Genomic DNA, 22270 nt, shown 5'->3' with positions numbered 1-22270 from the left:
CGGCCCGTTTGCCCGAGGGGCCAAGCTACTTACACTCTTCGCGAGCGCGCTTGAGCGCTTCCGAGAAACCGCCCAGCGCGTAGTCGTCCTGGGTCGGGTTGCCGCGCTGCGAGGTGGTGCGGATCGTGGCGGTCTGGATTCGGCTCATTTCGGCGACGATGCGCGGTTCGTCGGCCTGGTTCTGGATCCAGGCGTTCTCGTCCTTCACCACGAGGCCGTAGCGGGTGTTTCCCACCGCCAGATAGGGATCGCTCGCAGCGGCGGCCGCGCCGGGCTTGGCCTGGGCCGCGGCGGGCTTCGGCTTGAAGCCGAGCATCACCGCGATCTCGCCCTGGGCGCCGCCCTTGGGGAAGGTCACGAACAGGTAGCCGGTGTCGCGGGCGAGCGTCTTGGGGCTGCGCGTCGTCGGTTGGGCGATGACGTAGCAGAGCCTTTCACGGCCCTGTGCACCGTTGGTGAAGACGTTCCAGTCTCCGAACACGGCGAGCGGAACGGCCTGCTGCATCCCCGGCGGCAGGGCCGAACTCTTCGGCTTGCGGCGGCTCGCCCGGGCGGGGATGATCTCTGCGCCCTGGACGCTCTCCTGGGCCAGCGCCCGCTCGGACGGGGCCGGCAGGGCCGCGACGGTCGCGGCGGCCAGCAGGAGAGCCGCCAGGGAGCGGCCGGAACGGGAGGCGGGTCGAACGATCGAAGGGCGGTGCCGCTGCATCTCTACTCGGGTGTACGGACGGCCGGGAAGGCCATCTTCACGCGTCGTCAGGATGACGGGCCGCAGCGGAACAGGAAAGCCCTGCCCGGCCCGATCAACCGAAAACGAGCACGGGCCGTCTCTGTCGGTGCGGCGTCAGGCCGCCCGCATCTCCGCCGTCAGGGCCGCGGCCGCGAGCGCGGCCGCCGGAAGATCGATTGCCGGATCGATCTCGGGAAGATGGATCTCGACCGCGGTCGGGGCGCCGGGGGGGGCCGGCTCGACCGGCTTGGGCTGAGCGGGCTTCGCCGGATCGTTGTAGGGCGTGTTGTAGGCCTTGCGGATCGAGGCCCAGAAGGCGTCCCGCTCCGCGTCGGTCAGGCGCGCGAGGCGGGCGTCGATGAACGCCGTCGCCTGCGCGGCCAGGGCCGGCGTTTCTTCGACGGTGATCCAACTCTCAACGTTCATCGACGGCACTCCGCGGGTTCGGACAGTCGGATAGCCAAGCTCGGTTAGCTGAAACCTGAACGCCGCATTTTCCGTGCCCGTTCCCGCAGGGCTGCTTTTACTTCTCCACAGGTCCGAGCTTTTTCAGCCAAGCGTTCGCTTGGCCGCGCACGTTGTCCGGCGCGGTGCCGCCGTAGCTGGTGCGGCTCGACACCGAGTTCTCGACCCCGAGAACCGCGAAGACCGCCTCCGTGATCCCCGGCTCGATCGCCTGCATCGCCTCGAGGGACAACTCCTCCAGGCCGATGCCGCGCTCGGAGGCTGCGGCGACGACGCGGCCGGTGACATGGTGAGCCTGCCGAAACGGCATGTTCAGTTCGCGCACCAGCCAGTCGGCGAGATCGGTAGCGGTGGCGTAGCCGGAGCCCGCCGCGCGCTTGAGCGTCTCGGCCACCGGTTCGAGGTCGCGCACCATGCCGGCCATGGCGGCCAGACACAGGGACAGCGATTGCAGCGCATCGAACGTGCCCTCCTTGTCCTCTTGCATGTCCTTCGAATAGGCGAGCGGCAGGCCCTTCATCACGATGAGCAGGCCCGTGAGCGCACCGATGATGCGGCCGGCTTTGGCCCGCACCAGCTCGGCGGCGTCGGGGTTGCGCTTCTGCGGCATGATCGACGAGCCGGTGGTGAAGCCGTCCGACAGCCGCACGAAGCCGAACTGCGCCGAGGTCCACACCACCAGCTCCTCGGCGAAGCGCGAGAGGTGGACCGCGCAGATCGCGGCAGCCGAGAGCGATTCCAGGGCGAAGTCGCGATCGGCGACCGAATCGAGCGAGTTCGCGGTCGGCCGGTCGAAGCCCAGTGCCGAGGCCGTGGCGTGCCGGTCGATCGGGAAAGAGGTGCCGGCGAGGGCCGCCGCTCCGAGCGGGCACTCGTTGAGCCGGGCGCGGGCGTCGCGGAACCGGCCGCGGTCGCGCGCTAGCATCTCGACATAGGCGAGGCAGTGGTGGCCGAAGGTGACGGGCTGGGCCGATTGCAGGTGGGTGAAGCCCGGCATCACCGTCCCGGCATGCTTCACCGCGGTCTCGGCCAGCGCCCGCTGCAGGTCCGCGACCTGCGCGTCGAGCGCATCGAGGGTGTCGCGCACCCAAAGCCGCATGTCGGTCGCGACCTGGTCGTTGCGCGAGCGGGCGGTGTGCAGACGCCCGGCGGCGGGGCCGACGATCTCGGTCAGGCGGCTCTCCACCGCCATGTGGATGTCCTCCAGTTCGCGCCGGAAGACGAATTCGCCGCGCTCGATCTCCGCCTCGACGGACTTGAGCCCGGCTTCGATGGCTGCCACATCCTCGGCGGGCAGGATGCCTCGGCTCCCCAGCATCGCGACATGCGCCAGCGATCCGCGGATGTCCTGGGGCGCGAGCCGCCTGTCGAACCCGATGGAGGCGTTGATCTCCTCCATGATCTCGGCCGGGCCGCTGGCGAAGCGGCCGCCCCACATCCGGTTGCTCATGGCTGATCCCACCTTCCGCACGCGAAACGAGGTCCGGCCGTGAAGGCGACCCCGACAATCCTTGCCGCAGGCGGCGCGCTCGCCGCCGTCCTCGTCGGCGGCCTCGCCCTATACGGGACGGGCTCGAACCTCGGCAACCTCGCGGCCTCCGGTCCCTGCGCCGAGGCGGCGCCGGCGGCGGCGCGGCTGGCGCCGCTCGCCCGCGGCGATGTCGCGGCCTTCGACGCCTCCGCCGCGCCGAAGCCGGCCCCGGCCGTCGCCTTCAAGGGGCCGGACGGGGCGCCGACCGATCTCGCCGCCCTGCGCGGAAAGCTGCTGCTGGTGAACCTGTGGGCGACGTGGTGCGCCCCCTGCAAGGCCGAGATGCCGGCCCTCGACCGGCTGCAGGCGGACCTTGGCGGCGACGCCTTTCAGGTGGTGGCGATCAATGTCGAGACGCGCAACCTCGACAAGCCGCCGGCCTGGTTCAGGGCCAACGGCATCGCGCACCTGACCTATTACGGCGATCCCGAGGGCAAGGTGCTGCCGGCGATCCAGGCCGCGGTCGGCTCCACGGGGCTGCCGACGACGATGCTGATCGACGCCAGGGGCTGCACCCTCGGCGTGATGAAGGGGCCGGCCGAATGGTCGAGCGAGGACGGCCAGCGGCTGATCCGCGCCGCCCTCGGTACCGGCGCCTGAGCGTGGCCGGGTTGCCTCGCCGAGGCTGACGAGGCAGTCAGCCCCCCATGAAGCCGGTGACCCGTCCCATTCTGCCGCGCCCGCTCTCGGTGGTGCGCAGCACGCTCGCCCACGAATCGGCGGGCGGCCTCGTGCTGATGGCCGCCGCCGCCGCCGCGCTCGCGGTGGCGAACTCGCCCCTGGCCGAGGCGTATCACCACGGGCTCCACGTCTCCGTCGGGCCGATGAGCCTGCTGCACTGGATCAATGACGGCCTGATGGTCGTGTTCTTCCTGCTGGTCGGGCTCGAGATCAAGCGCGAGGCCCTCGACGGGCAGTTGCGCACTTGGCCGGCGCGGGTGCTGCCGGGCGTGGCCGCGGGCGCGGGCATGGCGGCGCCGGCTCTCGTCTACCTCGCCTTCAATGCAGGCCAAGCGACCGCCCGCGGCTGGGCGATCCCGGCGGCCACCGACATCGCCTTCGCGCTGGGCGTCCTGGCGCTGCTCGGCTCACGCGTGCCGGTCTCGCTCAAGATCTTCCTCTCGGCGGTGGCGATCGTCGACGACCTCGGCGCGGTCGTCATCATCGCCCTGTTCTATACGGGGCAGATCGACGGGGGGATGCTGGGGACCGCCGCCGGCATCCTCGCCGCGCTCTTCGCCCTCAACCGCCTCGGCGTTCGGGCGCTGACGCCCTACCTGCTCCTCGGCCTCGCGCTCTGGTACTTCGTGCTGCGCTCCGGCGTCCACGCCACCGTGGCCGGGGTGCTGCTCGCCCTGTTCGTGCCGATCCACCCGAGCCCCGGCAAGCCCGAGGACACGACCTCGCCGCTGCACCGGCTCGAACACGGCCTGAGTCCCTGGGTGTCGTTCCTGATCGTGCCGATCTTCGGCTTCGCCAATGCCGGGGTGACCCTGCTCGGCCTGCCGGCGCGGGCGCTGGTCGATCCCGTGACCCTCGGCGTGGCCCTCGGCCTGTTCCTCGGCAAGCAGGCCGGCATCTTCCTCAGCGTCCGGCTCGCCGTCGCGGCGGGCCTCGCTTCGCGCCCGGCAGGGGCGACGTGGCCCCAGGTCTACGGCGTGGCGCTCCTGTGCGGGATCGGCTTCACCATGAGCCTGTTCATCGGTGCGCTCGCCTTCACCGACGGCCTGCACGGAACCGAGACGAAGCTCGGGGTGCTCGGCGGCTCGCTGCTGTCGGGCATCGTGGGGGCGGCGCTGCTGGCGCGCTCCGCGCCCAGGGAATCGAAGATCTGAGCGGGGAGCACGGCGAACGGGCCCCGCCGCCGACGGTTGAACTCAGAGTTCTTGCCTGAGGTCCCCCCACGGCCTAGTCACGGCTGGTCAGAGCTGTCGCGGAGGCGGGCCGCTTCCGCGCGAGGGCGAACATGCTGCGAACCGTTTCCCGTTTCCTCGGACTGCCGTTCCTCAGCCGGGCGCTCGGGCTCGTCGTGATGGCGGCGGGTTTCGTGCAGCTCTGCTACGACGGCGCCCGTTCCATCGCCAATAACGGCCTGCGGGTGACGAGCCTCGCGCAGCTGATTCAATCCCTGCCGCAGGAGCGGATCACCGCGCTGGGCGCCTCGATCCGGCAGGCTGCCCCCTGGGCGGAGACCGTGCTGCTCACGCCGCTCGGGCTCGTTCCGGCGGCCCTGTTCGGGCTCGGTCTCGGCGCGGTGCTGGTCTGGCTCGGTCAACCGCCCCGCGAGCCGATCGGATTCCTGACGCGGCCCTGAGGCGTTCCCGCCCCCGATCCGGTCGGTTTCCGTCGGGAAAGCGGTCGGGGATCCCGTCCGAAGTGCCGCGCGGGCACCGCATCAGATCCCCCAATACGGCGCCGCGTTGTAGTAGCGGTGGACGTGCTCCTCCCAGGCGCGCTCGTCCTCGGGATCGCCGCCCTCCGGCGAGCGGGCGGGCGCGTCGCGCAATTGTTCCTCGGTGAGGTCGACGACGTAGGCGTCGAGCCCGGTGTCGTAGCGCAGCACCGCCCAGGGCAGCGTGTAGTACTCCTCGCCCATGCCGAGAAAGCCGCCGAAGCTCATCACGGCGTAGGCGACGCGGCCCGAGCGCTTGTCGAGCATCAGCCGCTCGATGCGGCCGACCTTGGTGCCGTCGGCCCGGCGCACCTCGGTGCCGATGACGCGGTCGCTGGCGATCAGGCTGCGGGCCGCGGGGGCATCATGGGAGGCATTCTCGGAACGAACCGGATCCATGGTGGTCACCCTGCAACGTTGTTACAGCTTGCCATAAAAAACGCCCATGCCGCCGGGCACGTTCCGTGCCGCCCCTGCCCCACCCTGCTACCCCGGATGAGCCCTCGCGCATGCCGCTGCCCCGCCTGATCCTTCCCGCCCTCGCGCTCGCCCTGCCGGCGCTGATGGGCCCGGCCGCGGCGCAGGACCGCGGCAGCGTCAATCCGAAGCCGCTGCCGCCGCTGGCCAACCCCAACGATCCTTCGACGCCGGCCAAAGCCCTGTTCGGCCGCGTCAACGGACCGACCGGCGGCCCGGCCCGGTCCTTCGGCTCCTACGCCAAGGGCTGCTTCGCTGGCGGCGAGGCGCTGCCGCTCGACGGCGCGAACTGGCAGGTGATGCGTCCCTCGCGCAACCGGATGTGGGGGACGCCCCATCTCGTGGAGTTCATCGAGCGGCTCGCCGCTCGCGCGCCGCAGGCCGGCTGGCCGGGTCTGCTCGTCGGCGACATGTCGCAGCCGCGCGGCGGGCCGATGCTCACCGGACACGCCTCGCACCAGCTCGGTCTCGACGTGGACGTCTGGCTCACGCCGATGCCCGACCACCGCATGAGCCGGGCCGAGCGCGAGGAGACCTCGGCCACCAACGTGGTGCGCTCCGACCGGCTCGACATCGATCCAGACGTCTGGACCCGCCAGCACACCGCGCTGATCCGCATGACGGCCAAGCAGCCGGAGGTGGCCCGCATCTTCGTCAACGCGGCGATCAAGAAGGCTCTCTGCCGCGAGGCGGGCGGGGATCGCGGCTGGCTGACCAAGGTGCGCCCGATGTACGGGCACAACTATCACTACCATATCCGCCTCGCCTGCCCCGGCGGCGAGGCCTCCTGCGACGACCAGGCCCCCCCGCCGCCCGGCGACGGCTGCGGGGCGGAGCTCGATTACTGGTTCAGCCCGGCGGTGCTGAACCCGCCCAAGCCCAAGACGCCGCCGAAGCCCCGCCCGCCGATGACGCTGGCGGGCCTGCCGGATGCCTGCCGCGCCGTGCTGCACGCGCGGTAGCCGCCGCCTACTTCTCGTGGTGTCCGGCCGAGAGCCGGTCGGTCAGCGCCATCAGCAGGCCGGACACCACGAAGACCATGTGGATGCCGACCAGCCAGGAGAGGTCGCGGTCGCTGTAGTTCTTCACGTCGAGGAACGACTTCAGGAGCTGGATCGCCGAGATCGCGACGATGGAGGAGATCAGCTTCAGCTTAAGCCCGCTGAAGTCGATCGTGCCCATCCAGGTGGGCCAGTCCTTGTGGTCGGTGTGATCGAACTTCGAGACGAAGTTCTCGTAGCCCGAGAAGATCACGATGATCAGCAGCGAGGCGGTGAAGGTCAGATCGACCAGGGCCAGCACGCCGAGGATGGTCTGCGACTCGGTCGATTCGAGCGCGTGCGAGACGACGTGGCCCAGCTCCATCAGCAGCCGGACCAGCAGGACGACAAGGGTGACCGTCAGCGCGGCGTAGAACGGCGCCAGCAGCCACCGGCAGGCGAAGAGAAAACGTTCGAAGCCACGTTCCAGCATTGTCTCTCTGTTCCCGGCCATCTGAGGGCGGCCGGGATTTGGCATGGGCGCTCCGGCCCCGCAAGACGGCCAAGCTCGGGCCCGCCCTGCAGGCGCCGGGCGGGCATTACTCCGCCGCCACGCCGACGCCGACCGGGCAGGAGACGCCGGTGCCGCCGAGCCCGCAATAGCCGCCGGGATTCTTGGCGAGGTATTGCTGGTGGTATTCTTCGGCGAAGTAGAAGGTGTCGAGCGGCACGATCTCCGTCGTCACCGGTCCGTAGCCGCGCGCGTCCAGCGCCCGGGCGTAGGCGTCGCGCACCGCCCGCGCGGTCGCGGCCTGAGCCTCGTCCCGCGTGTAGATGCCGGAGCGGTACTGCGTGCCGACATCGTTGCCCTGGCGGTAGCCCTGCGTCGGGTCGTGGCTCTCGAAGAAGGTCTTGAGCACGGCCTCCAGCGGCAGCACGGCGGGATCGTACGCCACGAGCACGACCTCGTTGTGCCCGGTCAGGCCGGAGCAGACCTCCTCGTAGGTCGGGTTCGGCGTGTAGCCGCCGGCATAGCCCACGGCGGTGACGTGGACGCCCTGGGGCAGCTGCCAGAACTTGCGCTCGGCCCCCCAGAAGCAGCCGAGCCCGAGCACGATCGTCTCGATGCCGTCCGGATAGGGGCCCTTCAGCGGATTGCCGTTCACGAAGTGGCGCTCGGCGGTCGGTAGGGGACGCGGCCGGCCGGGAAGCGCTTCGGACGGCGTCGGCATCTCGGGCCGCTTACGGAACAGAAGCATCGCGGATTCCTCCGATCATTGCGGCGCGCGGTCGGCGAACCGACGGCCGGCTCACTCGGTCTTCCTCGAATATGGTCATCGCCGTCGGCTTTGGCGACGGGCAGCCGCGGGCCTTCGATGAGCCGTGACCGGACGAACTCGGACCCGAGTCTTCGGCCGACGATCAGTGCCGGTCGTCCGGGGCCGGCGGCAGGGGCATCACGTCGATGCCCTCGTCGAGGAGCGCCCGCGCATCCTGCGGGCTCGCCTCGCCGTAGATCGCGCGATCCTCCGCGTCGCCGTAATGGATCGCCCGTGCCTCGTCGGCGAAGCGATCGCCGACATGCTCGGCGCTGGCGACGACCTGCTCGCGCATGGCCCGCAGCAGAGCGCGCAACTGGCGCTCCGGCTCGGCCGCGATCATCGGCGACGGGATCTCGGCGGGACTTGCCGGAACGGGACTTGGCGGACTGGGCCTTGCCGGAACGGAACCTGCCGGGGCGTGACGCTGCGGCGCGGGCGCCTCGGGCCGGTCGCGGTCGGTGCGCGCCACCGCCGGTGCCATCGGCGCCTTGGCGACCCGGGCGGAGTCGCAGAACGGACAGGTGACGAGGCCGCGCGCCGACTGCTCGTCGTAGGCCGCGTTGGACGGGAACCAAGTCTCGAACTCGTGGCCCGAGTCGCAGGCGAGGGTGAAGCGGATCATGAGGAAGAGATGGGGAGGGTTCAGGCGCGGCGCACGCCGAAGCTGCGCGCGTGGGACAGAGTGGGAATGCGCGAGCGCGCCTCCGCGACCCGCGCGAGGTCGATCTCGGCGAGGATGATGCCCGGCGCATCGCCCTCGGCCTCGGCGAGGATGCGGCCCCAGGGATCGACGATCAGCGAGTGGCCGAAGGTCTCGCGCCCGTCCTCGTGCCGGCCCCCCTGCGCAGCGGAGATCATGAAGGAGCCGGTCTCGATGGCGCGGGCCCGCTGCAGGATGTGCCAGTGCGCCTCGCCGGTCTGGCGGGTGAAGCAGGCCGGCGCCGTCATCACCGTGGCACCGGCCTCGGCGAGCGCCCGGTACAGGGCGGGAAAGCGGATGTCGTAGCAGATCGTCAGACCCAGGCTGGCGAGCGGCGTCTCGGCCACCACGGCGCAGTCGCCGCCCGAGTAGGTCGCCGATTCGCGCCAACTCTCGCCGTTGGGCAGGTCCACGTCGTAGAGGTGGAGCTTGTCGTAGCAGACGTGGATCTCGCCCGCGGCATCGATCAGGAAGGCCCGGTTGGCGATCTTCTCGCCCTCGCGGATCGCCAGCGAACCGATCTGCAGGACGATCTTTTCCGCCCGCGCGACCTCCCGCAGGGCGGCGAGCGTCGCGTCATGCTCCTGCGGCCCGACCTTCTCGAACAGCGCGGCGCGGTCGCGCTCGATCAGCGAGGTCGTCTCCGGCGTCTGCACATAGGCCGCCCCCCGCCGCGCCGCCTCGCGCACCGCGGCCACGGCGCTCTCGCGGTTGGCGGCTGGGTCGCGTCCGCCGCGCATCTGAACGCAGGCGGCCACGAACGGCCTGGATTCGGAATGGTCCGTCATGCCGCGAGCAGCGGATCGAGGCCGCCGGCCCGCTCCAGCGCGTAGAGGTCGTCGCAGCCGCCGACGTGCCGGTCGCCGACGAAGATCTGCGGCACCGAGGTGCGCCCGCCGGCCCGCTGGACCATGGTCGCGCGGGCGCCCGCCGTCTTCTCGACGTCGATCTCGTTGAAGGACACGCCCTTCTCGCGCAGCAGGCTCTTGGCCGCCGAGCAGTAGGGGCACCAGGCCGTGGTGTAGATCGTGACCGGCTGCATGGGTCCGTCGCGCGCCCGAGTGAGGAAAGCGACGGATATAAGCGAGCTGCCCGAATCTTCCTACTGCGGCCGGGACACAGCGCGGCGGGATCGCCGCTCCGGCTCTCCGCTCACGCGGCCAGCAGCTTCTCGACCTCGTTGACGAGGTCGCGCAGGTGGAAGGGCTTCGAGAGCACCTTCGCATCCTTTGGCGCCTTGGAATCCGGGTTCAGCGCCACCGCGGCGAAGCCGGTGATGAACATCACCTTGATGTCGGGATCGAGTTCGGTGGCGCGGCGCGCCAGCTCGATGCCGTCCATCTCCGGCATGACGATGTCGGTCAGCAGGAGCTCGAAAGGCTCCTCGCGCAGGCGGTTATAGGCGGAGAGGCCGTTGTCGAAGGACAGCACGTCGTAGCCGGCGTTCTGGAGCGCCTTGGCCAGAAACCGGCGCATGTCGTTGTCGTCTTCCGCGAGCAGGATCTTCATCGAACGGCGTCCCGGTGCCCATGCGCCTTGGAGTGTCTCAGGAAACGCCCGGTCGCTACCACGCCCCCTCGGGACGTGACAGCGCTGCCGACGCTTCGCGAGAGACGCTCGGTGGGTGTTCATTTCATAAAGCGTCGGCTTGGTAAACAGAGCATTAAAACGAGGCCGGTGTCGCGCCGGGCCCGACAATCGCCGCGCCCCGTCGTGCCCCGCTCCCGCCTCTGTGCGGCGCATGGTGGACAGGGCCGACGAGGCGCCGCAAAGTGGCGTGATGTTCCTTTCGCGCCACGCTCAGGCCCCCGCGTCTCGATGAGCCCTTCACAGCCCGACGGCCCCGAGGCGTTCGATCCACCCTTCATTGTGGACGAGCCGGCACAGCACGCGATTCCCTTCGTGTTCAACGCGCCTCATTCGGGCGCGCATTATCCCGGCTCCTTCCTCGCCGCTTCCCGGCTCGACGCCCTGGCTCTGCGCCGCTCCGAGGACGCGCATGTCGACCGGCTGTTCGCCTCGGTCGTCGGCCTCGGCGCGCCCCTGATGCGGGCCAACTTCCCCCGCGCCTATCTCGATGTGAACCGGGAGCCCTACGAGCTCGACCCGCGCATGTTCGCGGGCCGCCTGCCCTCCTTCGCCAACACCCGCTCCATGCGGGTGGCCGGGGGGCTGGGCACGGTGCCGCGCATCGTCGCCGACGGACAGGAGATCTACCGCGAGCGGCTGCCGGTCGAGGAGGCGGTGCGGCGCATCGAGACGCTCTACAAGCCCTATCACCGCACCCTGCGCGGCCTGATCCACCGCACGGCACGCACGTTCGGCCGGGCTTTTCTCATCGATTGCCACTCGATGCCCTCGTCGAGCCTCGGACGGGACGAGAGCGCCCAGGCCGACTTCGTACTCGGCGACCGCTTCGGTACGGCCTGCCTGCCGTCCCTGGTGGAGGGCGTCGAGGGCCGCCTGCGGGCGCTGGGCTACAAGGTGGTTCGCAACAAGCCCTATGCCGGTGGCTTCATCACCGAGCATTACGGCGAGCCGGGACTCGGACGGCACGCGCTGCAGATCGAGATCAACCGCGCGCTCTACATGAACGAGCAGTCGCTGGCGCTGACGGCCGGCTTCGCGACGCTCGCGGACAATTTGGCCAGGGTCTTTGCCGAGGTCGCCGCCGAGACGGTCGAGATGTCGTCCCTCCGCATGGCGGCCGAGTAGGGGCCCGGCCCGCCTTGCCGCGGCTGCGGCCAAGAAAAAAGGCCGCCCCGAAGGACGGCCCGAAGTCTAGGGAGGAAACGCCCAAGAAGGGCTGCGGGACCGCGACGCCATCGCGATCTCGCAATGCACAAATCGCATCGCGGCGCACAAATCGCAAGAGAGATGATAACGTTTTCATATGCGGTCAGCGCATGGGTCGCCGGCATTTTCGCATATGTGGATTTTTTGCTCTCATCCCACGTCACCGCGGCCGGTCTACCGGTCGCGGGGACAGAGTATGCAGAGGTTGGACACCCGGCCGGCTCACTTGTCTCCCAGGAGCGCTCGGATCTCAGCTTTTAGAGCGTCCGCCAGTTCCGGCCGCTCCAGGCCGTAGGCGAGGTTGGCGGTCAGAAAGCCGATCTTCGAGCCGGTGTCGTAGGTACGTCCGTCGTAGCGCATCCCGTAGAACTTCTGCTGCTCGGCGAGCCGGATCATCGCATCGGTAAGCTGGATCTCGCCGCCGGCGCCGGTCTCGCCCCGCTCCAGGATCGAGAAGATTTCGGGCTGCAGGATGTAGCGCCCGGAGATGATGAAGTTCGACGGCGCGGTGCCCTGCTTGGGCTTCTCGACCATGCCGGTGATTTCGAAGGTCTGCCCGAAGGTCTCGCCGACCGCGACGATGCCGTACTGGTGCGTCTCCTCGGGCTTCACCTCCTCCACGGCGATGACGTTGCCGCCGTGCTGCTCGTAGGCCGCGAGCATCTGGCCCATGCAGCCGCGGCTCAGCATGTCGGGCAACAGCACGGCGAAGGGCTCGTCGCCGACGATCTCGCGGGCGCACCAGACGGCATGACCGAGGCCGAGCGGCGCCTGCTGGCGGGTGAAGCTGGTCTGACCGGCCTTGGGCAGGTCCTTCTTCAGCTCCTCGTAGGCTGCCGTCTTGCCGCGCTCCTGCAGGGTGTGGTCGAGTTCGAACGCGATGTCGAAATGGTCCTCGATCACCGCCTTGCCGCGGCCGGTGACGAAGATGAAGTGCTCGATGCCGGCTTCCCGAGCCTCGTCGACGACGTGCTGGACCACGGGACGATCGACGACGGTGAGCATCTCCTTCGGCACGGCCTTGGTGGCCGGAAGGAAGCGCGTGCCGAGGCCCGCGACGGGAAGGACGGCCTTGCGAATTCGTTTCATGTGGCGGGACCCGTTTTTGGCGTTGGTCGGGGCGAGCCCTGATCGACGGAGATCAAATAGGACGCGGGCCGCCGCTAACAGCCCCGCTTGGGTGTGATTGGCAGGATTTCGTCATTAAACAGGGCTGGATGTGTCCGCTCAAGGATCGCGGAAGACGGATTGGGGGAGAGGATGGCGGTTCTGGTCACGGGCGGCGCCGGCTATATCGGCAGCCACATGGTGCTCGCGCTTGTCGATGCCGGGCATGAGGAGGTCGTGGTCCTCGACGATCTCTCGACCGGTTACGACTGGGCCTTGCCCCCGGAGGTGCGCCTCGTCGTCGGCGACGTGGCCGACCAAGCGCTCGTCACCGAGACAATCCTGCGCCACCAGGTCGATGTGGTCGCCCATTTCGCGGCCAAGATCGTGGTGCCGGAATCGGTCGCCGACCCGCTCGGCTACTATCTCGCCAACACCGTGAAGACCCGCGCCCTGATCGAGACCGCGGCGCGCACGAACGTGCGGCACTTCATCTTCTCCTCGACGGCCGCCGTCTACGGCGAGCCGGAGATCGTGCCGGTGCCCGAGACACTGGCGACGAATCCGATCAATCCCTACGGCCGCTCGAAGCTGATGAGCGAGTGGATGCTCGCCGACGCCGCGGCCGCGCACGGCTTCACCTACGGCGTTCTGCGCTACTTCAACGTGGCCGGGGCCGATCCCCGCGGGCGCTCGGGACAATCGATGCCGGCGGCCACCCACCTGATCAAGGTCGCGACGCAGGCCGCGCTCGGCCAGCGCACGCATCTCGACGTGTACGGCACCGACTACCCGACCCGGGACGGCTCCTGCCTGCGCGACTACATCCAGGTCTCGGACCTTGCCGCGGCCCATCTCACCGTGCTCGACCACCTGCGCGGCGGCGGCGAGAGCCTGACCGTCAATTGCGGCTACGGCCGCGGCTACTCGGTCCTGGAGGTGGTGGAGGTGGTCAAGCGCGTCTCCGGCCGCGACTTCGAGGTGCGCCTGTCGCCGCGCCGCCCCGGCGATCCGGCCCAGATCATCGCTGGCGCCGACCGCATCCGCAACGAACTCGGCTGGACGCCGAAGTACGACGACCTCGACGCCATCGTCGCCCAGGCGCTCGCTTGGGAGGATGTCCTGGTGAAGCGGAACCGGCGGTGAGAGCGCTCCGCGCCGCCCTGATCCTCGCCCTCGCGCTGCTGGCGGGGCCGGCCCCGGCGCAGGACGGCGATTTTTCCGGCTTCGTCGCCTCGCTGCGCGCCGATGCTGCGGCACGCGGCATCGCGCCGAAGACCTTCGATGCGGCCTTCGCCGACCTTCGCGGGCCGGATCCGGACGTCGTCGCCCGTACCCGACGCCAGGGCGAGTTCAGCCGGCCGGTCTGGGACTACCTCGTCGGCGCCGTGTCGCCGGGCCGCATCGCCCGAGGGCAGGCGCAGGGCAAGCGGCTCGCCGCCACCCTGGCGGCGATCGAGGCGAAGACCGGCGTGCCGCGTTCCGTCGTTCTGGCCGTCTGGGGCGTCGAGTCGGATTTCGGCGCCAGCGCCGGCTCCCTGCCGACGATCCGTGCCCTGGCGAGCCTCGCCTACGCCCGCTATCGCGGCGATCTGTTTCGCGACGAATTGCTGGCCGCCCTCCAGATCCTGGAGAACGGCGACGTCGAACCGGCGCGGATGGTCGGGTCCTGGGCCGGCGCCATGGGGCAGGTGCAGTTCCTCCCCTCGGTCTACCTGAAGGAGGCGGTCGATTTCGACGGCGACGGGCGGCGCGACATCTGGCGCTCGGAGGCGGATGCCCTCGCCTCGATCGCCCATTACCTCCGCTCGCTCGGCTGGAAGCCCGGCCTGTCCTGGGGCTACGAGGTGAGCCTGCCCAAGGATTTCGACCTGACCCGCTATCGCGGCCCGCTCGCCGGTTTCGCCGCCCGCGGCGTGCGGCGTACCGACGGCAGACCCCTGCCGTTGGATGGCGAGGCGAGCCTGTTCCTGCCGGGCGGGCTCGGCAGCCCGGTCTTTCTCATCACCGACAATTTCGAGGTGATCCGCGGCTACAACACCAGCGACTCCTACGCGCTGGCGATCGGCCACCTCGCCGACCGGCTGGCCGGCGGCCCGGCACTCGCCGCGCCCTGGCCCAGCGGCGCCGCCCGCCTCGACGGGCCGGGGCTCAAGAGTCTCCAGGCAGGGCTCGCCGCCCGTGGGCTCTACGCCGGCGAGCAGGATGGACGGGCCGGCCCGAAGCTGCGCGAGGCGGTGCGGCAGTACCAGATCCGCGAGGGTCTGCCCGCCGACGGTTATGCCCGGCCCGCGCTGCTGGAGCGCCTCGAGGGGCGGCCTTAGACGCGCGCCCTGCGAGGCGCTATCCTGGGCGGATGTGAGGTCGGTCCAGCGCCGGCCCCCTTCCTTCGTTCGAGGCTTCGCGCATGCACCGCCGCCCGACCGATCGCACCGCGTTCCCGCGCCGCCCTGCGATCCTCGGCCTTCTCGCTCTCGCCGTCCTCTCGCTCGCCGCAGCGTGGTGCGCGCTGCCGCAGCCGGCCGCGGCGCAGTGGGGCGACAGCTACGACGCGCCCGCCGCCGACCCCTCCTATGCGCCGCCGCCGCGTCGCCGGGCGCGAGGGGCCTACGCCGACGAGTACGGTTACGGCCGGGCGCCCGTCCGCCGTGCTCCGCCGCCGCAGGAGGCACCGCGCCAGTTCTACTGGCCGTGGGAGGACCAGCCGCGCGCCCAACCGGCCCCGCCGCCGCAGCCCGCTCCCGGCTATGCCCGGCCGCAGCGTCCGCGTGCACCCGCCGCCGCCAGCCGCTCGGACGAGGAGCGCGCCGCGCGCCGCCGCCGACCGAGCCCCGCCCCCACGGTGGCGCAACCCAAGGCCAAGGTGCCGAAGGCAACGCCCACGACCCAGATCGCGGTGTTCGGCGATTCCCTCGCCAGCTACCTCGCCAAGGGGATCGACGAGGCGTTCTCCGACAATGCCGAGATCGCGGTGCTCGACCGCGCGAAGGCCGATAGCGGCCTCGTGCGCAAGGATCTGGTCGATTGGGCCAAGAGTGCCGAGGATTTCCTCAAAGCCACGCCCAATGTCTCTTATGCCCTGATGATGGTCGGCGTGAACGACCGGCAGGCGATCCGCGAGGGCGACCAGAGCTACGAGGCGCTCTCGGACAAGTGGCGCGAGATCTACGGTGCCCGCGTCGACGCGGTCGTGAAGGTGTTCGCCGAGCACAAAGTGCCGCTGGTCTGGGTCGGCCTGCCGCCGGTCCGCAGCGAAACCTTGAGCCGCGACTTCGCGGCGATCAACGACCTCGTGCGCGAGCGGGTTCAGCGGGCCGGCCAGTCCTACGCCGAGGTCTGGCAGGGCTTCGTCGACGACCGCAATCGCTTCACCGTCTCGGGACCCGACGTGGACGGACAGGAGGCGCGGCTGCGCACCTCCGACGGCATCCACTTCACCAGCGCCGGATCGCGCAAGGTCGCCCATTTCGCCGATGTGGAGCTGAAACGCCTGATGGGGGCGAAGGGCGGGCTTCCCACCGAGCAGCCCGCCGCAGCGATCGCGGCCACGCCCGGCGAGGGCGGGGCCGGCCTCGGCGTCGACGACACGGCGGCGATCGATCGCAAGATCACCGCGATGCTGCCGAGCCTGCCCGAGCCCCCCGGTATCCCGAGCCTGCCGGTCAAGCCCGCGGCAGGGCCCATCGTGCCGCTCGGCCGCCCCGAGACCTCGCCCGGCGGCACGCTGATCACCGGCCGTCCGCAGGAGGGCGATGCCACCGGCACCCGCGAGCGCAGCCTGCAACGCGGCGCCGCGCCTCTGCCCCAGCCCGGCCGGGCCGACGATTTCCGCTGGCCGCCGGGGTAAGGCGCCTCAGTGCGGCGGGTGGACTGTCGTGCTCCGCTGACGCAGCAGATGGAACAGCGCGAACGACGTCAGCCCGGCCATTCCGGCCAGGAGCACGGCCGGCCGGATACCGGTGCGGATCGCGGCGCGATCCAGCGCCACTTCGAGACTCCCCGCAATATTTGTTGCGAATGGAACCACCTGGGTGTCGAGGAAAAACTTCGGTGCGGAGGGTCCGGACGGCTTCTTCAGCAAGTAATCTCGGCCGATGATCACATTAACCTCCGTTAAGGCGGTGATATTATCACGAACAAATCTCTGAAGCCGTGAGTTTCGGCGAAAACCCTGCCCGACGGCGGGTGTTTCCCAGACCGCCCCGTTTCGGAGTGCCTCCCCTTGGAAAAGCCCGCTTACAAGCCCTACGCCCTCCCCGCCGGAGGCTGGGGCTCCGCCCGCTCGGTCGGCAACATCCTGAGGCGCGAAGGCGTGCTGGGCAGCGTTCCGATCGCGCTGACCCGGCACAACAAGGTGGACGGTTACCAGTGCAACAGCTGCGCCTGGGTCAAGCCGGCGAGCCCGCTGCCGTTCGAGTATTGCGAGAACGGCGTGAAGGCGGTGGCCTGGGAGCTGACCGCCCACCGCTGCACACCCGACTTCTTCGCCGAGCATACGGTGACGGAGCTGCTCGGCTGGGACGATTACCACCTCGAACAGACCGGCCGTCTGACCCACCCGCTGCGCTACGACGCGAAGACCGACAAGTACGTGCCGGTCTCGTGGGGGCACGCCCTGGAAGACATCGCCGCCGAGCTGCGGGCCGTCGAGGATCGGCGCCAGACGGTGTTCTACTCCTCCGGGCGCCTGTCGAACGAGGCGAGCTACCTCTACGGCCTGTTCGCGCGGATGTACGGCAACAACAACCTGCCGGATTCCTCCAACATGTGCCACGAGACCACCTCGGTGGCGCTGCCAGCGAGCATCGGGCAGGCGGTCGGCTCGGTCTCCCTCGACGATTTCGCCAAGTCCGACTGCATCATGTTCTTCGGCCAGAACCCCGGCAGCAACGCGCCGCGGATGCTGCACCCTCTTCAGGAGGCGAGCCGGCGCGGAGTTCCAATCATCACCTACAACCCGCTGCGCGAGCGCGGGCTGGAGCGCTTCCTCAACCCGCAATCGCCGACCGAGATGCTGACGGGCAAGGCGACGCGGATTTCCTCGCAGTACCATCAGGTCAAGGCGGGCGGCGATCTCGCGGCGCTCGCCGGCATCTGCAAGTCGGTGCTGGACCAGCACGATGCGGCAAAGGCGGCGGGTGGCAAGGCGGTGCTCGACGAGCCTTTCATCGCCGGGCATACCCACGGCTTCGAGACCTTCGCCGAGTGGCTGCGGACCCAGGACTGGGACGAGCTGGAGCGCCGCTCCGGGCTGCACCGCGCCGACATGGAGGCGACCGCCCGGGTCTATGCCCGCTCGCACGCGGTGATCGGCGTCTACGGCATGGGGCTGACCCAGCACCAGGCCGGCGTCGAGACCGTGCAGATGCTGGTCAACCTCCTGCTGATGCGCGGCAATCTCGGCCGGTCGGGGGCCGGCATCTGCCCGATCCGCGGCCATTCCAACGTGCAAGGCCAGCGCACGATGGGGATCACCGAGAACCCGGATCTCTTCCCCCTCGACCGGCTCGGCCAGCAATTCGGCTTCGAGCCCCCGCGCGAGGCCGGCACCAACACCGTCGAGGCCTGCGAGGCGGTTCTGCGGGGCGATGTCCGCGCCTTCTTCATGCTGGGCGGCAACTTCGTCCGCGCCATCCCCGAGCACAGCCTGATGGAGCCGGCGTGGCGCAAGCTGCATCTCACCGTCAACGTCATCACCAAGCTCAACCGCAGCGCCCTGCTCCCCGGTGAGATCAGCTACATCCTCCCCGTCATCGGGCGCCTGGAAATCGACGAGACCGCGGCCGGCCAGCAATGCCTGTCGATGGAGGACACCTCCGGCTGCGTCCACGGCAATCGCGGCCTGCGCCGCCCCGCCTCGCCGCACCTGATCGGCGAGATCCGGCTGATCTGCGAACTGGCCGAACGGGTGCTCGACCCCAACCCACGGGTGCGCTGGGCGGATTACCGGACGGACTATGCCGAGATCCGGCGCGAGATCGGCGAGACGCTGCCGGAGACGTTCTGGGACTACGAGCGGCGGATGTGGGAGCCGGGCGGCTTCCAGCGCGACCTCCCGGTCAAGCGGCGCGAGTGGCGCACCAAGACCGGTCGGGCCAATTTCGTGACCCCGACCGGGCTCGACGAGGACGCGGACATGCCCGAGATCGGCCACGACGTGCTGCGCCTGATGACGCTGCGCTCGAACGACCAGTTCAACACCACGGTCTACGGCTACGACGACCGCTTCCGCGGCATCAAGAACACCCGCAAGGTCGTGCTGATGAACCGCTCCGACATCGACCGCCTCGGGCTGAAGGTCGGGCAGGCGGTGACGCTGCGGACCGCCGCCGATGACGGGGTCGACCGGCACCTCTCCGGCATGCTGGTCGTCGCCTACGACATCCCGATCGGTTGCATCGGCGGCTACTATCCCGAATGCAACGTGCTGATGCCGCTCTGGCACTACGCCTACGGCAGCAAGGTCCCGGCGGCGAAGACGATCCCCGTCACCGTGCATCTGGAGGACGAGCGGGTGCTCGAACCGCAATTGGAGCTCGCCGCGGGGTGAGCCGGCGGATCGGGCTCCGGTTGAGGACGGACCGGTTCAGCCCTCGCCGGAGGGCGGACCGGGCGGAGCCGGCAGGAGCCCGGCGCCGACGGCGATCCAGACCAGATGGGCGTCCGTGCGGGCGCCGAGCTTGGCCCGGATCAGCGAGAGGTTGTTCTGGACCGTCTTGAGGCTGAGGCAAAGCGCCTCGGCCACCGCCGGGGCCGTCGCGCCCGCCGCCGTCAGGCCGAGGATCTCGACCTCCCGCGGGCTCAGATCGTCGAGGGCGGTGCGCCCGCCGGAAACCTCGTCCTGCGCGATGGCCAGGGCGATGTCGGGGCTCATGGCACGCTCCCCGCGCAGGATGCCCGCCACTGCCGTCAGCAGATCCCGCGGCGGGCTCGCCTTGCTGACATAGCCGCCGGCACCCGCGGCGAAGGCTTGGCGCGCGACCGCGGCGCCGGTGCGCATGCTGAACACGAGGATGCGGGCTGCGCCGTCCCATTGCCGGATATGCCGGATCGCCTCGATGCCGCTCGGCCCCGGTAGCGAGAGGTCGAGGATGACGAGATCCGGAGTCCGCGCCTTGTAGAGGCGGTAGGCCTCCGTTGCGGTCTCGGCCTCCGCCACGACAGTGAAGCCCGGCAGCCGTTCGAGCAGGCGGCGATAGCCCTCGCGCACGACGGGATGGTCGTCGACGAGGAGGATGCTCGGCATGGCGCGCCTCAGCCGGCGGTCGGAACGGTGGCGCAGGCGCGAAGGCCGCTGCCGTTCCCAGTGAGCGACAGCTCGCCGCCGAGGACCGCGAGGCGCGCCCGGATTCCGGCGAGGCCGCGGCCGGACGCCTCGGCGATTCCCGCGGCATCGCCGCCGCCGTCATCTTCGACGGTCAGCGTGATCGGCCGCCGTCCGGTTTCGCTCCGCTGCAAGCGCAGAAAGATCCGGCTCGGCCGCCCGTGCCGCAGGGCGTTGGTCAGCAGTTCCTGCGCGATCCGGTAGACGCTCGCGGAGGCCTGCGGCGACAGGCCCGCCCAATCACCGGTCACGTCGAGGTGCAGGCTGGGACCCGCCCGCAGCCGCGCCTGCCAATCCGAGACGAGGCGGCGCAGGCCCTCGCCCAGGCCGATGCCGGCGAAATCGGGCAGTTCGAGCTGGGCCAGCGCCCCGCGCAGGCTCTCGCGCATGCAGCCGACCACCGCCTCGATGCCCGCCGCGTCGGCGCGCAGATCCACGCGATCCTTCGGCGCGCCGGCCTCGATGGCGGCGGCGAGCGCGCCGGCCGCGGCGAGACACTGGCCGAACGCGTCATGCAGGTCGCGGGCGAGACTCTGGCGCTCCTCCTCCTGCACCTGAACCAGCCGCTGCATCAGCCCCGCGCGCTCCACCTCGATGCGGGACAGGCGCTCGGCGAGGGCGTTGAAGGCGGTCGCGATCCGGTCGAACTCCGCAGCCTTGAAGTGCGGCAGGGACGAAGGCGTGCGCCCGGCCTCGAAGCCGTCGAGGCCGTGGACGATCCGGGCGGCCGGCGCGACGAGGCGGGCGGCGGCGAGCCAGCCGAGAATCGCCGTGGTTCCGGCAAGCGTCAGGGCGAGGCCGCCGGCGAACCGCACCTGCCGCCATGCCCGGCCCGCCGCGGCCACGGGATCGGGCCAAGCCGAGACGCGGCCGAGGGAACGTCCGCGGTAGAGGATCTCCCGGATCACCGGCCCCGCCCCGGCCTCCGCCGCCAGCATGCCCGCGAGCCAAGCGGGCGCCGTGCCGAGCCCGTCCCAATCGCCGCAGAGCCGACGCGGCGCCTCGGCACCGAGGCGAATCTCGGCGCAGATGCCCGGCAGAATCATCAAAACGGTTGGTTCCGCCTGCGGCTCGGCCATCGGCAGGGCTGCCGGACCGACGCTGCCGAGTCCCGGCTGCCGGGCGAACTGCGCCGCGATCCGCCCCGCCGAGACCGCAGCCTCCTCGCGCAGACCGGTGCGTGCCTCCCACAGGGTCCAGGCGATGGCGCCGGTCAGGCAGAGCAGCGTCACGACCAGAAGGCGCAGGGCGAGATGCGCGGGCAGGCTCATCGGGGCAACCGGGCGTGGGACGTCCGCCGAATTGGCACCCACCCCCGGCCGGGGCGCAAGGGGGGCGGGGCGCCGTCGGGAAAAATGCCCGGATCCCGGCGGGTGCGCTTCCCTGGGCCACGGCGGGCCGGCCCGCCAGGATCGCGGCTTCGATTCCCCGACGCCGGACCCGCCGCGAATGCCCCTGCCCCTCACCCGCCGCTCCGTCGTCGCCGCGGGCGTTGGCCTGCCGCTCCTGCAGATGGTCGAGGCGCGGGCAGCTCCCGCTTCGGCCTATCGCGTCGGCGGCTTCACCGTCACGCCGCTGCGCGACGGCCTGTTCCCGCTCCAGCCGAGCATGATCCCGGCCGCCGACAGCGAGGCCGGACGTGCCCTGCTGGCGCAGGCCGGCCTGCCGCAGGGCGGTCCCTCGCCGGAGCCCGTCAACGCCTTCCTGATCCGGCGCGGGACCCGGCACTGGCTGCTCGATGCCGGCTGCGGAACCGTGTTCGGGCCGGGCTTCGACCGGGTCACGGCGGCGCTCGCGGCGGAAGGGATCGGTCCCGATCAGATCGACACCGTCTGGCTGACCCATCTCCACGCGGACCATGCCGGCGGCCTGCTCACGAACGAGGGCCGCGCCCGCTACGCCAGGGCGGAGCTGGTGGTTCAGGAGCGGGAGGCGGCCTTCTGGTCGGATGAAGGCGCCCGCGCTCGGGCGCCCGCCGCGATGGCCCCCTTCTTCGACACCGCGCAGGCCCTGCTGGCCGCCTATGCCGGCCGGGTACGCCGGGTCTCCGGCGGGGCCGATCTCGCACCCGGCATCGCCTTCCTGCCGCTGCCGGGGCACACACCCGGCCATGCCGGCGTGGTGATCGAGGACGGATCGGAGCGGCTGCTGATCTGGGGCGACATCCTCCATTCCCGCCTGCTGCAGATGCCGCATCCGGACTGGACCGTGATCTGGGATGCCGATCCGGCGGAGGCCATCGCCACCCGCCGCCGCATCCTCGACCGGGCCGCCAGTGAGGGGCTGGACGTCGCCGGGATGCACCTCGCCGGTCGGGGCCGGATCCTCCGGGACGGGGCGGGCTACCTATGGGAAGTCCGCGACCGCGCCGGCTCCGACGGCGCCTACCGCTGAGACCGCGGAGGCCCAACGAAAAGGGCCACCGCCTCTCGGCGATGACCCCCTC

24 protein-coding genes are annotated in these 22270 nt (G+C 70.6%); 10 read left to right on the top strand and 14 right to left on the bottom strand.

Annotated elements, in window-relative coordinates; genetic code table 11:
* Positions 1-25: 25 nt before the first annotated feature.
* From MPPM_RS17850 to argH, 3 genes are all read right to left on the bottom strand, one after another.
* Positions 26-709 carry an invasion associated locus B family protein gene (locus MPPM_RS17850; RefSeq protein WP_096486213.1) on the bottom strand — a complete coding sequence of 228 codons (684 nt, stop codon included), beginning with the start codon at positions 707-709 and terminating at the stop codon, positions 26-28.
* Positions 710-844: 135 nt separating this feature from the next.
* Positions 845-1156 (bottom strand): hypothetical protein, encoded by a 312-nt coding sequence (locus MPPM_RS17845; protein ID WP_096486212.1) that lies wholly within the window; start codon positions 1154-1156, stop codon positions 845-847.
* 97 nt (positions 1157-1253) lie between these two features.
* The gene (argH, locus tag MPPM_RS17840) at positions 1254-2645 is read right to left on the bottom strand and encodes an argininosuccinate lyase (protein ID WP_096486211.1); all 1392 of its coding nucleotides are present in this window, start codon (positions 2643-2645) and stop codon (positions 1254-1256) included.
* Positions 2646-2684: 39 nt separating this feature from the next.
* Here argH and tlpA point away from each other — a divergent pair, with 39 nt between their 5' ends.
* The 3 genes from tlpA to MPPM_RS17825 all read left to right on the top strand — a co-directional run bounded on the left by tlpA (position 2685) and on the right by MPPM_RS17825 (position 5040).
* On the top strand, positions 2685-3326 hold the full coding sequence (gene tlpA / locus MPPM_RS17835) for a thiol:disulfide interchange protein TlpA (RefSeq protein ID WP_096486210.1): 642 nt from the start codon (positions 2685-2687) through the stop codon (positions 3324-3326).
* Positions 3327-3373: 47 nt separating this feature from the next.
* Positions 3374-4561: a Na+/H+ antiporter NhaA gene (gene nhaA, locus MPPM_RS17830; protein ID WP_096486209.1), complete on the top strand. Its 1188-nt coding sequence runs from the start codon at positions 3374-3376 to the stop codon at positions 4559-4561.
* A gap of 131 nt (positions 4562-4692) precedes the next feature.
* Positions 4693-5040, top strand: a complete 348-nt coding sequence (locus MPPM_RS17825; protein ID WP_017486526.1) for a hypothetical protein — start codon at positions 4693-4695, stop codon at positions 5038-5040.
* 81 nt (positions 5041-5121) lie between these two features.
* Here MPPM_RS17825 and MPPM_RS17820 read toward each other — a convergent pair whose 3' ends face one another.
* On the bottom strand, positions 5122-5517 hold the full coding sequence (locus MPPM_RS17820; RefSeq protein WP_096486208.1) for a PRC-barrel domain-containing protein: 396 nt from the start codon (positions 5515-5517) through the stop codon (positions 5122-5124).
* Between the two features lie 110 nt (positions 5518-5627).
* Here MPPM_RS17820 and mepA point away from each other — a divergent pair, with 110 nt between their 5' ends.
* Complete coding sequence (gene mepA / locus MPPM_RS17815) at positions 5628-6557, top strand: penicillin-insensitive murein endopeptidase (RefSeq protein WP_096486207.1); 930 nt, start codon at positions 5628-5630, stop codon at positions 6555-6557.
* A gap of 7 nt (positions 6558-6564) precedes the next feature.
* Here the strand turns inward: mepA and MPPM_RS17810 are convergent, their stop codons facing one another.
* The 6 genes from MPPM_RS17810 to cpdR form a co-directional block, all read right to left on the bottom strand.
* Positions 6565-7068 carry a TIGR00645 family protein gene (locus MPPM_RS17810; RefSeq protein ID WP_096486206.1) on the bottom strand — a complete coding sequence of 168 codons (504 nt, stop codon included), beginning with the start codon at positions 7066-7068 and terminating at the stop codon, positions 6565-6567.
* Between the two features lie 106 nt (positions 7069-7174).
* Entirely contained in the window at positions 7175-7834 is a 660-nt protein-coding gene (msrA, locus tag MPPM_RS17805; RefSeq protein WP_096486205.1) for a peptide-methionine (S)-S-oxide reductase MsrA, read from the bottom strand.
* 163 nt (positions 7835-7997) lie between these two features.
* Positions 7998-8519, bottom strand: coding sequence for a DUF1178 family protein (locus tag MPPM_RS17800; RefSeq protein ID WP_096486204.1), 522 nt, complete (start codon positions 8517-8519; stop codon positions 7998-8000).
* A gap of 20 nt (positions 8520-8539) precedes the next feature.
* The gene (locus MPPM_RS17795; protein WP_096486203.1) at positions 8540-9385 is read right to left on the bottom strand and encodes a carbon-nitrogen hydrolase family protein; all 846 of its coding nucleotides are present in this window, start codon (positions 9383-9385) and stop codon (positions 8540-8542) included.
* Positions 9382-9639, bottom strand: a complete 258-nt coding sequence (grxC, locus tag MPPM_RS17790) for a glutaredoxin 3 (RefSeq protein WP_017486518.1) — start codon at positions 9637-9639, stop codon at positions 9382-9384. The genes MPPM_RS17795 and grxC overlap by 4 nt, the downstream gene beginning before the upstream one ends.
* 110 nt (positions 9640-9749) lie before the next feature.
* On the bottom strand, positions 9750-10106 hold the full coding sequence (cpdR, locus tag MPPM_RS17785; RefSeq protein ID WP_003603128.1) for a cell cycle two-component system response regulator CpdR: 357 nt from the start codon (positions 10104-10106) through the stop codon (positions 9750-9752).
* 309 nt (positions 10107-10415) lie between these two features.
* Here cpdR and MPPM_RS17780 point away from each other — a divergent pair, with 309 nt between their 5' ends.
* On the top strand, positions 10416-11312 hold the full coding sequence (locus MPPM_RS17780) for an N-formylglutamate amidohydrolase (RefSeq protein ID WP_096486202.1): 897 nt from the start codon (positions 10416-10418) through the stop codon (positions 11310-11312).
* A gap of 303 nt (positions 11313-11615) precedes the next feature.
* Here MPPM_RS17780 and galU read toward each other — a convergent pair whose 3' ends face one another.
* On the bottom strand, positions 11616-12482 hold the full coding sequence (galU, locus tag MPPM_RS17775; protein WP_096486201.1) for a UTP--glucose-1-phosphate uridylyltransferase GalU: 867 nt from the start codon (positions 12480-12482) through the stop codon (positions 11616-11618).
* 171 nt (positions 12483-12653) lie between these two features.
* On the opposite strand from galU, the gene galE reads away from it, so the two are divergent.
* From galE to MPPM_RS17760, 3 genes are all read left to right on the top strand, one after another.
* Positions 12654-13646 carry a UDP-glucose 4-epimerase GalE gene (galE, locus tag MPPM_RS17770; RefSeq protein ID WP_096486200.1) on the top strand — a complete coding sequence of 331 codons (993 nt, stop codon included), beginning with the start codon at positions 12654-12656 and terminating at the stop codon, positions 13644-13646.
* Positions 13643-14824: a lytic murein transglycosylase gene (locus MPPM_RS17765; RefSeq protein WP_096486199.1), complete on the top strand. Its 1182-nt coding sequence runs from the start codon at positions 13643-13645 to the stop codon at positions 14822-14824. The genes galE and MPPM_RS17765 overlap by 4 nt, the downstream gene beginning before the upstream one ends.
* A gap of 83 nt (positions 14825-14907) precedes the next feature.
* Positions 14908-16347, top strand: coding sequence for an SGNH/GDSL hydrolase family protein (locus MPPM_RS17760; protein ID WP_096486198.1), 1440 nt, complete (start codon positions 14908-14910; stop codon positions 16345-16347).
* 6 nt (positions 16348-16353) lie between these two features.
* On the opposite strand, the gene MPPM_RS17755 is transcribed toward MPPM_RS17760, so the two are convergent.
* Positions 16354-16602, bottom strand: coding sequence for a hypothetical protein (locus MPPM_RS17755; RefSeq protein WP_096486197.1), 249 nt, complete (start codon positions 16600-16602; stop codon positions 16354-16356).
* Between the two features lie 120 nt (positions 16603-16722).
* Between MPPM_RS17755 and MPPM_RS17750 the strand changes: the two genes are divergently transcribed.
* The gene (locus MPPM_RS17750; protein ID WP_096486196.1) at positions 16723-19050 is read left to right on the top strand and encodes an FdhF/YdeP family oxidoreductase; all 2328 of its coding nucleotides are present in this window, start codon (positions 16723-16725) and stop codon (positions 19048-19050) included.
* A 36-nt stretch (positions 19051-19086) separates the two neighbouring features.
* On the opposite strand, the gene MPPM_RS17745 is transcribed toward MPPM_RS17750, so the two are convergent.
* Positions 19087-19746 carry a response regulator transcription factor gene (locus MPPM_RS17745; RefSeq protein WP_096486195.1) on the bottom strand — a complete coding sequence of 220 codons (660 nt, stop codon included), beginning with the start codon at positions 19744-19746 and terminating at the stop codon, positions 19087-19089.
* A gap of 8 nt (positions 19747-19754) precedes the next feature.
* Entirely contained in the window at positions 19755-21095 is a 1341-nt protein-coding gene (locus tag MPPM_RS17740) for a sensor histidine kinase (protein ID WP_096486194.1), read from the bottom strand.
* A 178-nt stretch (positions 21096-21273) separates the two neighbouring features.
* On the opposite strand from MPPM_RS17740, the gene MPPM_RS17735 reads away from it, so the two are divergent.
* Positions 21274-22218 (top strand): MBL fold metallo-hydrolase, encoded by a 945-nt coding sequence (locus MPPM_RS17735; RefSeq protein ID WP_096486193.1) that lies wholly within the window; start codon positions 21274-21276, stop codon positions 22216-22218.
* Positions 22219-22270: the final 52 nt, after the last annotated feature.

Source organism: Methylorubrum populi, assembly GCF_002355515.1.
GTDB classification, from domain to species: Bacteria; Pseudomonadota; Alphaproteobacteria; order Rhizobiales; family Beijerinckiaceae; genus Methylobacterium; species Methylobacterium populi_A.
Note: the sequence above shows the minus strand (reverse complement) of the source record. Positions and strands in the feature narration are given on the sequence as shown.

What these genes read in the sequence shown, in the direction of transcription:
- MPPM_RS17850 (WP_096486213.1), bottom strand. Translation starts at nt 709, where the DNA reads ATGCAGCGGCACCGCCCTTCGATCGTTCGACCCGCCTCCCGTTCCGGC.
- MPPM_RS17845 (WP_096486212.1), bottom strand. Translation starts at nt 1,156, where the DNA reads ATGAACGTTGAGAGTTGGATCACCGTCGAAGAAACGCCGGCCCTGGCC.
- argH (WP_096486211.1), bottom strand. Translation starts at nt 2,645, where the DNA reads ATGAGCAACCGGATGTGGGGCGGCCGCTTCGCCAGCGGCCCGGCCGAG.
- nhaA (WP_096486209.1), top strand. Translation starts at nt 3,374, where the DNA reads ATGAAGCCGGTGACCCGTCCCATTCTGCCGCGCCCGCTCTCGGTGGTG.
- MPPM_RS17825 (WP_017486526.1), top strand. Translation starts at nt 4,693, where the DNA reads ATGCTGCGAACCGTTTCCCGTTTCCTCGGACTGCCGTTCCTCAGCCGG.
- MPPM_RS17820 (WP_096486208.1), bottom strand. Translation starts at nt 5,517, where the DNA reads ATGGATCCGGTTCGTTCCGAGAATGCCTCCCATGATGCCCCCGCGGCC.
- mepA (WP_096486207.1), top strand. Translation starts at nt 5,628, where the DNA reads ATGCCGCTGCCCCGCCTGATCCTTCCCGCCCTCGCGCTCGCCCTGCCG.
- MPPM_RS17810 (WP_096486206.1), bottom strand. Translation starts at nt 7,068, where the DNA reads ATGCTGGAACGTGGCTTCGAACGTTTTCTCTTCGCCTGCCGGTGGCTG.
- msrA (WP_096486205.1), bottom strand. Translation starts at nt 7,834, where the DNA reads ATGCTTCTGTTCCGTAAGCGGCCCGAGATGCCGACGCCGTCCGAAGCG.
- MPPM_RS17800 (WP_096486204.1), bottom strand. Translation starts at nt 8,519, where the DNA reads ATGATCCGCTTCACCCTCGCCTGCGACTCGGGCCACGAGTTCGAGACT.
- MPPM_RS17795 (WP_096486203.1), bottom strand. Translation starts at nt 9,385, where the DNA reads ATGACGGACCATTCCGAATCCAGGCCGTTCGTGGCCGCCTGCGTTCAG.
- grxC (WP_017486518.1), bottom strand. Translation starts at nt 9,639, where the DNA reads ATGCAGCCGGTCACGATCTACACCACGGCCTGGTGCCCCTACTGCTCG.
- cpdR (WP_003603128.1), bottom strand. Translation starts at nt 10,106, where the DNA reads ATGAAGATCCTGCTCGCGGAAGACGACAACGACATGCGCCGGTTTCTG.
- MPPM_RS17780 (WP_096486202.1), top strand. Translation starts at nt 10,416, where the DNA reads ATGAGCCCTTCACAGCCCGACGGCCCCGAGGCGTTCGATCCACCCTTC.
- galU (WP_096486201.1), bottom strand. Translation starts at nt 12,482, where the DNA reads ATGAAACGAATTCGCAAGGCCGTCCTTCCCGTCGCGGGCCTCGGCACG.
- galE (WP_096486200.1), top strand. Translation starts at nt 12,654, where the DNA reads ATGGCGGTTCTGGTCACGGGCGGCGCCGGCTATATCGGCAGCCACATG.
- MPPM_RS17760 (WP_096486198.1), top strand. Translation starts at nt 14,908, where the DNA reads ATGCACCGCCGCCCGACCGATCGCACCGCGTTCCCGCGCCGCCCTGCG.
- MPPM_RS17745 (WP_096486195.1), bottom strand. Translation starts at nt 19,746, where the DNA reads ATGCCGAGCATCCTCCTCGTCGACGACCATCCCGTCGTGCGCGAGGGC.
- MPPM_RS17740 (WP_096486194.1), bottom strand. Translation starts at nt 21,095, where the DNA reads ATGAGCCTGCCCGCGCATCTCGCCCTGCGCCTTCTGGTCGTGACGCTG.
- MPPM_RS17735 (WP_096486193.1), top strand. Translation starts at nt 21,274, where the DNA reads ATGCCCCTGCCCCTCACCCGCCGCTCCGTCGTCGCCGCGGGCGTTGGC.